This is a genomic window from Mycoplasma buteonis (assembly GCF_000733865.1).
In the GTDB taxonomy this organism is placed as follows: Bacteria; Bacillota_I; Bacilli_A; order Mycoplasmatales; family Metamycoplasmataceae; genus Mycoplasmopsis; species Mycoplasmopsis buteonis.
In genome coordinates, this window is sequence record NZ_JPOK01000005.1 from 104647 (window position 1) to 116353 (window position 11707).

At 27.0% G+C, this 11707-nt stretch carries 8 protein-coding genes; 6 read left to right on the plus strand and 2 right to left on the minus strand.

Going from position 1 to position 11707, the window contains the following annotated elements; genetic code table 4:
- Nucleotides 1–31: 31 nt before the first annotated feature.
- Nucleotides 32–1837, plus strand: coding sequence for a molecular chaperone DnaK (dnaK, locus tag EI91_RS01390; RefSeq protein WP_036452189.1), 1806 nt, complete (start codon nucleotides 32–34; stop codon nucleotides 1835–1837).
- A 198-nt stretch (nucleotides 1838–2035) separates the two neighbouring features.
- Here the strand turns inward: dnaK and EI91_RS01395 are convergent, their stop codons facing one another.
- Nucleotides 2036–6292, minus strand: coding sequence for a lipase family protein (locus EI91_RS01395; RefSeq protein ID WP_036452190.1), 4257 nt, complete (start codon nucleotides 6290–6292; stop codon nucleotides 2036–2038).
- Nucleotides 6293–6481: 189 nt separating this feature from the next.
- Here EI91_RS01395 and EI91_RS01400 point away from each other — a divergent pair, with 189 nt between their 5' ends.
- A complete protein-coding gene (locus tag EI91_RS01400; RefSeq protein WP_036452191.1) occupies nucleotides 6482–7777 on the plus strand; it encodes a glucose-6-phosphate isomerase in 1296 nt (431 codons plus the stop codon).
- A 4-nt stretch (nucleotides 7778–7781) separates the two neighbouring features.
- The gene (locus EI91_RS01405) at nucleotides 7782–8513 is read left to right on the plus strand and encodes a pseudouridine synthase (protein ID WP_036452192.1); all 732 of its coding nucleotides are present in this window, start codon (nucleotides 7782–7784) and stop codon (nucleotides 8511–8513) included.
- Nucleotides 8514–8621: 108 nt separating this feature from the next.
- Here the strand turns inward: EI91_RS01405 and EI91_RS01410 are convergent, their stop codons facing one another.
- Nucleotides 8622–9539 (minus strand): nucleotidyltransferase, encoded by a 918-nt coding sequence (locus EI91_RS01410; protein ID WP_036452198.1) that lies wholly within the window; start codon nucleotides 9537–9539, stop codon nucleotides 8622–8624.
- A gap of 212 nt (nucleotides 9540–9751) precedes the next feature.
- On the opposite strand from EI91_RS01410, the gene rpmF reads away from it, so the two are divergent.
- The 3 genes from rpmF (at nucleotide 9752) to ruvB (ending at nucleotide 11609) form a co-directional block, all read left to right on the plus strand.
- On the plus strand, nucleotides 9752–9955 hold the full coding sequence (gene rpmF / locus EI91_RS01415; RefSeq protein ID WP_036452201.1) for a 50S ribosomal protein L32: 204 nt from the start codon (nucleotides 9752–9754) through the stop codon (nucleotides 9953–9955).
- Between the two features lie 102 nt (nucleotides 9956–10057).
- Nucleotides 10058–10657, plus strand: a complete 600-nt coding sequence (gene ruvA, locus EI91_RS01420) for a Holliday junction branch migration protein RuvA (RefSeq protein WP_036452204.1) — start codon at nucleotides 10058–10060, stop codon at nucleotides 10655–10657.
- Nucleotides 10650–11609, plus strand: a complete 960-nt coding sequence (ruvB, locus tag EI91_RS01425; RefSeq protein ID WP_036452209.1) for a Holliday junction branch migration DNA helicase RuvB — start codon at nucleotides 10650–10652, stop codon at nucleotides 11607–11609. Before ruvA ends, ruvB begins: the two co-directional genes overlap by 8 nt.
- Nucleotides 11610–11707: the final 98 nt, after the last annotated feature.

Below are 11707 nucleotides of genomic sequence, written 5' to 3' on the forward strand. Positions count from 1 at the left end.
AAATAAATCCCAAAAATTAGGAGGATAAAATATGGCAAAAGAAATAGTATTAGGAATTGATTTAGGAACAACAAACTCAGTTGTTTCTATTATTGAAAATAAACAACCATTAGTTTTGGAAAATCCGAATGGTAAAAGAACTACACCAAGTGTTGTAGCTTTTAAAAATGGTGAAACTATTGTTGGTGAAGTTGCTAAAAGACAAGTTGAAACCAACCCAAATACAATTGTTTCAATTAAAAGATTAATGGGAACAAGTAAAACAGTTCACGCAAATAATAGAGATTATAAACCTGAAGAAATTTCAGCAATGATTCTTTCATATATGAAAGATTATGCTGAAGCTAAATTAGGACAAAAAGTTTCAAAGGCTGTTATTACAGTTCCTGCTTACTTTGATAACGCACAACGTGAAGCAACAAAAATTGCAGGTAAAATTGCAGGTTTAGATGTACTTAGAATTATTAACGAACCAACAGCAGCAGCTTTAGCTTTTGGTTTAGAAAAATCAAAAGACAAATCAATGAAAGTTTTAGTTTACGATTTAGGTGGTGGAACATTTGACGTTTCTGTGCTTGAACTTGAAGACGGAACTTTTGAAGTTCTTTCAACAAGTGGAGACAACCATTTAGGTGGAGATGATTGAGATCACGAAATCGTAAACTGAATGTTAAAAGAAATTAAAAATAAATACTCTTACGATGCAACAAACGATAAAATGGCATTAGCAAGATTGAAAGAAACCGCTGAAAAAGCTAAAATTGATCTTTCAGCTCAATCAGTTGCACAAATTAATTTACCATTTTTAGCTGTAACATCTGATGGTCCAGTTAACGTAGAATTAGAGCTTAAACGTAGTGAATTCGAAACTATGACAGCTCATTTATTAGATAGAACAAGAAAACCAATTGAAGACGCTCTTCGTGAAGCAAACATTACAGCAAATGAATTGCATGAAGTACTTCTTGTTGGTGGTTCAACAAGAATGCCTGCTGTTTATGATATGGTAAAAAGAACACTCAATAAAGAACCAAACCGTTCAATTAACCCTGATGAAGTGGTTTCAATTGGAGCAGCAATTCAAGGTGGTGTTCTAGCAGGTGATATCGATGACATCTTACTTTTAGACGTTACACCTCTTACATTAGGAATTGAAACAATGGGTGGAGTTGCTACACCACTTATTGCAAGAAATACTACAATTCCAGTTACTAAGTCACAAATTTTCTCAACAGCAGCAGATAATCAAACTGAAGTAACAATTAGAGTTGTTCAAGGTGAACGTCCGATGGCAAATGACAATAAACTTTTAGGACAATTCAATCTTGACGGTATTGAACCAGCACCTAGAGGTGTTCCACAAATTGAAGTTAGCTTTTCAATTGATGTTAACGGAATTACAACAGTTACCGCTAAAGATGTTAAAACACAAAAAGAACAAAAAATTACAATTTCAAATTCAAGCAAATTAACAGAAGAAGAAATTGAAAAAATGGTAAAAGAAGCTGAAATGAATAAAGAAGTAGATGCTAAAAGAAAAGAAGAAGCAGAAACAATCGTTCGTGCTGAAAGTTTAATTGCTCAAATTGAAAAAGCAAATGCAGATCAAGGTGATAAATTAGATCCTAAAGCAAAAGAAGAATCAGATAAATTAATTAAAGAAATTAAAGAATTAATTGAAGCTAAAGATATTGAAAAACTTAAAACAAAATTAGACGAATTAGAAAATGCAATTAAAAACTTCGCAAATTATGCTGCACAGCAAAATGCAACAAATTCAAATGCAAATTCTAATTCAAAAGAAAATGTAGAAACTGCGGAAGTAGTTGAAGAATAAAATTTAAAAAAATAGATACATAAAGTCCAAATTTCATATAATAATGCCTTAGGCAAGAAATATGTACCACTAGGTGCATATTTTTTAATATTGTAGAAGTAATTTAGATATAAAAAATACGAATAGATCTATTTTTCACGGTTATTAGTTTTTTAAACTTTTAAAACTCCGAAACTAAAAAACCAGCTGACATGCTGGTTATTTTTTGAACTTTCTTTTAATGTAAGCAACAACTGTAAAAATAATGAACAATCCACTTAATATTCCAATAGTTGTTCACAATATTCAAAGTTTATTTTTCTTTGTTTCTTGAGCTTTAGTTTTTTCTTCGTTTTTACTCAAATTTGCTTTTCATTCTTTAATTTGATTTTTCAATACAGATTTAACAACATTATCAATTGGAATGTTTAAAACCTTTTCCATTTTTAAATTAAAGCTTCTAACTTCGTTTATTGTTAAGTTGCTTGTTTTAATAATTTCAAAGTAGTTGTCATCGATTAACTGATTAACCAAAATTTTGTATAAATTATTATCTTCTTTACTTGAAGTAATTTTTATCAAACTTTCCACTTTCATTCCATTAATTGATAATGCAATAGATTTTAAAAATAAAAACTTTGCTCTAAGCTCTTCGTATTTGCTAGTTAATACTTTTTTAGCATTTTGAAATTTTGACTCATTAATGAGTTCTAAATTTTTATTAGTTATATCTATATTTTTATATTGTGAAATTTCTAAAAAATCTGAGTCTTTAAATTTATTTAGCAATGTGTTAAACTCAAACAACTTATTTAGATAGTCTAAAATGTTTTGATATAAACTTTTATCAATCAATTCATTATTAATTTCATCTAAATTAAAATTTTTAGCATTTAAATCTTCATTAACAATTTGGATGTACCAGTTATTTAAACTAGTTATGTTATCTAAAGTTAATTGAATTTGATTATTAAAAATTTCGCTGTCAAACTCATGCTGAATGATTCATCCTTTGATTTGATTTAAAGCTTTATTAGAAATAAAACTGTTTGAATTAGCGATTTTTAAATAAACATTTTCTTTTCTTAAATTAAGTTGTTTTGCACTAGTAAGTGCTAAATTTCCATCTTTATTTAATTTTTCTAAATAAACATTTTTCTCAAAAGTAGATAAAAATTCTAAATTTAAAATTTCAGCTTCTTCATTTGAAAAATTAGTTAATTGTTCTTCTGGTGCATTTGTGCTTTTTACAAGTACGTTAATAGTGTTGTATGCATTAACAGTTAAGTTATTTCAAGGAGCAAAAATTACAAAGTTTTTTGGAATTTCTAGCTCTTTTTCTACTAAAGTTTCACCGTATTTTTTTTCAATTAATTGTGATGCAATAATTTTTTTATTGCTTAAATAATTAATTTTAACTTGATAAATATTTCGCTCTAAAATGATTTTATTTACTTGTTGATCATTTAGTGCATTTAAATCTCAATCTGAAGCTAAATGATAATTTTGAGGAACTTTAATGTTAATTAAATTTTGTTTTTCTATTTTAATTATTTTTCCTAAGCTATTGTTATTTTCATCTATAAACTCAATTAAATAAAAATTAGGTTGCCTGTTAACATGAATTTTGAAAGTAGCATCCGCGGTAACTACAAATGACCTTTGATTTTCGCTAATTATATAGCTATAATCATTATCAAAAAAGTCTTTTAAATTTAAAGTTTGATTATATTTTAGGTTCAGATTCTCCTGCTTAATGATTTGATCGTTAAAAAGAAATTGGACAGTAATTTGGTAATTTTTAGGTTGAATTTTTCAAATGTTAAGAGCATTAGGTTTCGCTAACGATTTTTTTGTTAATAAATCATATCCATTAGGTATTTCAATTTGATTAATTTTGGCATCAAATTCTGAAGGTTTAGTAGTAAAAGATATTTGACTTACTTGTCTGCTTTCATCATCTGATAAAACAAATCTAATAATAGTATTTTGTAAAATTTCTTCTCGATCAAGTAGTACAGTTATTTGATGTTCTTCTTCGACATTATTTATTTTAGGAATATCGCTTATTTGATACACAAAATCTAAATTATTAGAATTAGGCACTGTAGGAACTTGATAATCTTCTTGATATTTCACGGGAATTGTTACAGTTTTAACTGTAGAATTTGTTTTTTTATCAACAAAATTATAGGTGATGTTATAAACTCTTTTAATTACTTCTAAATTATTTTCTTTTCCGCTTTCCAGTTGTGGATTTTGCTGAGTTAATGTGTAACCGTGTGGGACTACTAAATCACTTTTAGCAACTTGTTCACCTGGATTTTTTGAAATTTGTTGTAAAGCTATTACTTGACCTTGAAAAAGATAATTTACTTTTGTTATAACATTGGCTTTTTTAATATATTTTAAGTATATATTGTAGTTTCCGTTATTTGTTACATTTGCTGGTATTTCGTCTTTCGAAGCTATTAAATATTCATAATTATTATCTGATGTGCTAGGGATTTCTAAGTCTGGTGTTTTATCATTTAATTGTTTTACATAAGTTTTTGTAATAGTTTTTTTCTCTGGTTCACTGATAATATAGTTATATCTTAAAATATAATTCTTTTTAGTAACTTTTACCGTATTAACGATATTTTTTTGTAAGTTTTCAGGGAAAACATCTGATCGGTATCCAAGAGGTACTCATTCTTCATTAAAGTAAACTTTATTTGTTTCTTTTAATATTTTTTTATGAAAGGTACCGACTTTTTTCATCGTATCTTTTTCTACAAAATCAATTATTAAATCATCCCATTGCTCTTTGTTGTATGCTTTTTCAACGTTTAAATCCATATTAAACACTAAGTTATTACTTAAATTTGTAGTTCTTTTTAATTGTTCTGGATTACTTAATACATATTTAAAATATTGACTAGCAGGATGACTTGGAACTACTGGTAGTTCATAGTCATTTAAATTTTCAACATTAACATTAACTTTGACTGATTGAACTAAGTGATTATTTTCTTGAAAATTATAAGTTACTACATAGTTAATTGGTTCAATTGTTATATTTTTATCTTTAATTGGTTCATTTTTTTGAATTTGATTTTCTGAAACTTTGTAATAATCAGGTACATTAGTGCTTAAAAATTTACTATATCTTTGTTCATTAAAAGCAACTGCTTTTAAACTTTTGACAATCTTTTTATTACTGCTAGATATGTAATTAACATTTAGTGGTTTTTTAGTTAAAGACAGCTCTCTAAGTTTTGGTTGATAATTATTATTGTTGCTTAATAAACTTTTTTCTCCAACGGTAAAGAAATTTCTTACTGGATTATCTTCAAAAAAACTTGCTGTTTTGTGACCGTTTACTACCTCTCCAACATTAATATTGGGTTCAAAATAACCAACAAACTTTGGAATAAAGTCACCATTAGCAACTCTAAAATGACTTGAAAACCCACTTTGAGATAATTTATCACTTTCAGCTTTATACTTTGAATTTTTAATTTGTGGAGCATTAAAGGTATAAACATGCTTAACTTGATCATAGTTATGTTTTTTAGCATATACTCCTGCAAGTTGTGATAAATATCCTCCAAGTGAATGTCCAGTTATATAAATATTTTCTACTTCTGAGCGATTTTTGACACTAAAATTAGCGTCCAAAATTTCAGGTGTTAAAATATAGTTCGGATCCGCAATTCATGAAATAGAATCTGTAACTTGACTATCTTGCCTAGTTGACTTTCCTAAAAATAATTTGACATCTTCAATATTATCTTGTGCATCATCTGTTCCACGAACCGCAAGCACATTAATAGTTTGGTTCTTAATAAAGGGAAAATCACTTTGATTTGTTAGTCAATAAGCAAAATATCCTGAGCTATTTTCTCAGTGCTTCACAATTTTTCAATAGCGTGAATATTGTTGATTAAAATTTGATCAAAAATAAAAGTGTTTTTGATACTCTTTTGAATCAAAAATAGGTTGAGCTTCTTCTTTTTGCTTTGCTAAATTTTCATAGTAATTATCACTAAGCATTTTTTTGCTAAATTCATAATCACGATATGCCATTTTCATAAAAATCATAGCATCGCGGTTTGAAAAGTTTCAATTTAGAGGTTCTAAGTCTTTGCTGTCAATAATTCCGTCTCCATCAGTATCGGCTAACCTAGGATGTGAATTATAGCGGTAAAATATTTTGCCGTTTTTATTAATAATTTCAATTTCATCTTGATTTAAGATTCCATCGTTATCATCATCTTGATTTGGCAATAATAAAGGTTGGTTAAATAACAACGAATCATAGTAATCATTTTCAGCTAAAATTTCACCACTTTGAATTTTTTGTGCAAGTTCAGTAGTTAGTCTTAAAACCTGCTGTGTAGTTATGTTACTTGCTGAAACTGTATGAAAGCTTAAAATAGATACAGCTGATAAAATAACTCATTTTAATCCTTGTAGTTTATTTTTTCTCATTTATACCTCTTTATACTAGTTTTTTCATTATACTTTTTTATCATGATTTTGAATATTTTTTTAACTTTTTATTAAACTAAATTTACTTTTGTATCTATTTTTTAGATACTTATAATTTACAATTAATTATAAATTATCAGTTATTTCAAAATATAAATCGATATAATTTATAAAAAATATGGAGGAATAATGAAATTAACACATTTAGAATTAAATTTAGCTAATGCTTTAACAAATGAACAAGAACAATTAGCAAAATTTCAAAAGCAAGTTTCTGAAATTCATTTAGCAGTTAAAAATAAAACTGTTGCCGAAAAAGATTGATTAGGTTGATATGATTTACCAGAAAACTATGATAGAGAAGAATTTGCTCGTATGCAAGAAAAAGCTAATCAATGAGTAAAATCAGGTGTAGAAGTAGTAGTAGTTATTGGTATTGGAGGTTCATATTTAGGTGCAAAAACCGGATATGATTTCATTTATGGGCCTTATTCAGTAAATAAACCAAAAATGGAATTAGTGTTTGCTGGTAATGATATTTCAGCAGAAGCACTTTACAGTAAATTAGAGTATGTAAAAAATAAAAAGTTTGCAATTAATGTTATTTCAAAATCAGGAACAACTTTAGAACCATCAATTGCATTTAGAGAGTTCCGTAATTTATTAGAAAGCAAAGAAACTAATGCAAGTGATCTTATTGCAGCTACAACAGATAAAGCAAAAGGTGTTCTTTTTGAATTAGCAACTACAAAAGGTTATGAAAAATTCATCGTTCCAGATGATATTGGTGGTCGTTTTTCAGTTTTAACTGCTGTAGGACTTTTCCCATTCCTTTGTGCAGGAATTGATGCAGAAAAAATGCTACAAGGTGCTGCATTAACTAACCAAGAATTAGCGTCTGAATTAATTAGCGAAAACCCTGCTTATGCTTATGCAGCTGCTAGAAACTTACTTCACGCAAAAGGATACAGTGCTGAAATGATGGTTTCTTATGAACCTAAAATGCAATATTTTGCAGAATGATGAAAACAACTTTTTGCTGAAAGTGAAGGGAAAGATGGTAAAGGAATTTGACCAATGAGTTCAATTTTCTCAACAGATTTGCACTCACTTGGACAAATGATTCAAGATGGAAATAAAATTCTTTTTGAAACCGTTTTAACACTTAAAAATCCAAAACACAATATTACTTTCAAAGCAGATGCTGAAGATTTAGATAAGCTATCTTATTTAGATGGAAACAACTTACACAATGTAAATAATGTTGCTTTTGAAGCTACAACTAAAGCACACACTCAAGAAGGTAACATTCCAAATATTCATATTTTATTTGATAAATTTGATGAAGCTACACTTGGATCATTATTTATGTTCTTTGAAAGAGCATTAACTATGTCAGCTTATTTACTTGGAGTTAATCCATTTAATCAACCTGGTGTTGAAGTTTACAAGAAAAATATGTTTTCAATGTTAGGTAAAAAATAATTTAATGAAAAAACGAATTGATTGAGTTTTAACTAATTATTTAAATTTTTCACGTAAAGAAGCGAAAGAATTAATCAAGAAGCAAAAAGTCCTTCTGAATAATCAGATTGCTACTTTAAGTGATAGTTACACTTTTGAACTTGATACTTTAACAGTCAACAATGAAAGTTTTAGTTTTAAAGAGCATTATTATTTTGTACTAAATAAACCAAGTGATTATGTTTGTGCAAACAAAGATCATTTAAATAAGACAGTATTTCAATTACTGGATTTATCAGCTCAGCACATACCTAATTTACATACTGTCGGTAGATTAGATAAAGACACTACCGGTTTATTATTATTAACTAATGATGGTAATTTCACTCATGAATTAATGTCACCTAAAAAGCATGTAACAAAAACTTATCATGTTATTTTAGATAAAACTCTAACTAGTACTGAGCAAAAAGAATTAATTCTTTCTTTTGCAAACGGTATATTCGTTAGTGATGATGAAATTTATGCTCCTAGCGAGCTAAGCTTTATTAATGTTAATGAAGCATTATTGACAATACATGAAGGCAAATACCATCAAGTTAAACGTATGTTTCAAAATGCTGGTTATAAGGTCGTTGCTCTAAATAGAATTAAAATCGCTAATTTAGAATTAAAAAATTTAAATTTAAAACAAGGTCAATATCGTGAATTAACAGAAAGCGAGCTTAAATTACTTTCTGTTAAGTTTGATAAATAGTTAATTATTTTCTGAAATTTACTTAGTATCAAAATGACAAACTAAACTAGTTTGTCATTTTTATATTTAAATATTGTTTATCGAAAATTTGAAACCCAATTTTAAAAATTATTTTTTGATTTTTAATAAAACAAATAAGTAAGTTCTTTTAATTCTGCTTGCTGTATATCTTTTGCTTACGCAGGAATTAATAAAAGAATCATAATCTGGATTATCAATTTGTTTTTTAAATAAATTTTCAATACCTTCAGAAATCATTTTGTACTCTCTTAGTTGCTCTGGAGTGCTATTTCTAATTATTTTTTGGAATTTTGGATAAGTATTTTCAATTTTTCGCTTAGAAGAAATTTTTTTAATTTTTAAAGGTGAAAAAAAGCTGATATCTTGATTTTGAGTCAGTTTTTCTCTAAGCATAGTAGCGCTTGCGAATTGGTTATTGGCTTCAAGGCTATGAAAACCAACAGTCCGCTTTAAAGCTACAGGAGTTATATCTAAATCGTAATTCACAATAGTTTTAACATATTCCAGTCCTAAAATATCATTAGGCATTGAAATATCTTCGCCAGAAAGTTCTTGTAAAGCTAAATTTGTAGCTCTAGGAAAAGAATTACCTTTTTGTTTGAGGTAAAACTTAACAAGTTGATTATATTTTTGTTCATTATTTTTAATTAAATGAGCAATTTTTAAAAATAAATTAACATCTGCTGTTTCGGAACCAAAAACTAAATAGTTTACTTTTTGTTTAGCTAATTTTAGAACTGCTTCACGTGCAAAAATATGTGCTGCTTGTGCTGAAATATCAACAGGTAATTTGATAAATTTTGAAACACCAAATTTTTTAGCAATTCGAACTCTTTTTCTTCATGAAACGCAAATAATTTCACCTCGCTGTGAGTATTTATGACTCATTGCGACAATTATCTTTGAATTAGTAAAATTTTGTTTAATTCAACTTAACTGATAAGCATGACCATTATGAAAAGGATTGTATTCCGCTACTATACCTACTTTAATTCTTTTTTTCATAATTGCTATTATAAAAAAATAAAAAAAAGTACCAAGTAGTAAAATGTTTAATTTATTGAAAGAATATTTTTAATTATTTTGTTTTGAAACTTTCTTTATCACTATTTTATAGATATAAAACATAATTAAAAAATCATAAATAATGCTTATTTTTATAAAAATTTATATTATAATAATTTTGCTAAATTATAAAAACCACAAAGGAGGACCATATGGCTATTGTACCAAAGCGTAAAACTTCAAAACAACGTAAACACAAAAGACAAACACACAGTGCGTTAGACTTACCTAACCTTGTTAAATGCTCAAATTGTACAAAATTAATTGAGCAACACGTAGTATGTAGATTTTGTGGTTTTTACAAAGGTAAAAAAGTTGAAGGGTACGTCGCTTTAGACGACCGTATTCAAAAATAGATTTTTTTAAATTATACGGATAGCCTTTTTGGCTATTTTTATTTTCCCTTTTTTGTTCAATCTTTACTTTTTCTTACATATTTAATGTAACAAGGAGAAAAAATGATTTTATATAAAATTGGAGAAATAGTTTATAAAAATAAAGGAAATATTATTTTAGAAAGTGGTGGTACAGGTTATATTTTATCTGTGCCACAAGAAAATAGATTTGAAGTTGGTCAAAAACTTAAATTGTATTTATATGAGTATCGAACAGATTATTTAACTAATACCTATGGTTTTAAAGACTTTAAAGAACGCTTATTATTTATTGATTTGATTAGTATTGATAAAATTGGTCCTAGAATTGCTTTATCAATTTTAGATACAGGTTGAGAAACAGTTGCTACTTTTATAGCTAATGAACAATGACAAGAGTTAACAAAATACAATTTTGTTTCAGAAAAAACTGCAAAACTAATTTGTGTTGAGTTACGAAATAAATGAAATAAATTAGTTAACTCAAATAATAAGAATAAAGATAAAACAGAAGTTAATAATTTAACTGATTTAGCTAAAACGTTAGCAACTTTAGGTTTTAAAAAACATCAAATTGATTTTGCTCTTAGCAAAATACACAATTGTTCTGATTTAGACAAAATGGTAGAAGAATCAATTGAAATCATTGCCAGCAACAATAAAATAGCTCAAGTAAATGGCTAGTAAAAATTTACGTCCACAATCTTTTAAAGATTTTATTGGGCAGGAAAAATTAATTATTACACTCAAAGCAATGATAAAAAGTTCGCAAGTTACTAAAAAACCAGTTCCACATATCTTGCTTTATGGTTCACCTGGAACTGGTAAAACAACATTAGCAACAATTATTGCTAATGAAACCGGAAACAAAATTCATTATGTGCAAGGTTCTAATATCGAGAAAAAAGCTGATTTAATTAATATATTGTCTGTTATTAGTGAAAATGATATTGTTTTTATTGATGAAATTCATAGTGTAAATAAAAATGTTATTGAAATGCTTTATGTGGCAATGGAGGAATTTGTATTTGATTTAATTATTGGTGTTGAAGAAAATGCTCGTGCTATGCGTATGAAACTTAAACCCTTTACTTTAATTGGAGCTACTACAAAAATTAACTTAATTGCTCAACCTCTTAAAGATCGTTTTGGATATTTAGCTAGAATTGGAAATTATTCTGATAAAGATATTGAAAAAATATTAATGCTTTCAGCAAAAAGATTAAATATTACTTTATTGGATGAAGATAGAAAATATATTGCAAGTTATTCAAGATATATTCCTAGACTTGCTAATAACTTATTAGAAAGAGTGAATGATTTCGCAATCTGACAAAATAATGGACAAATAAATCAAAAAGTAATTAATAAGACTTTTAAATCAATGGAGTTGTATCCTTACGGATTAACAAAAGATCACTTAGAATATTTAGAAATTTTATACAAAGGTTTTAATTACAAATATGCATCATTAGATACTATTTCAGGATTAGTACTTCATACTAAAGAAACAATTATTAATGAAATTGAACCGATATTATTATTTTTAAATTTTATTGATAAGTCCTCTAGAGGCAGAAAAATCACTAAAAAAGGTATTGAATACTTGCAAAAACCTCGGCTTATAACACATTAAAATTAGTGTGTTTTTTCTAAAGATTTAGTATTAAAATAAAGGTTTTAAATTGTTTAAATGTCTTAGTAAATAGTGATTAAAAAATAGTTTTGTGATAT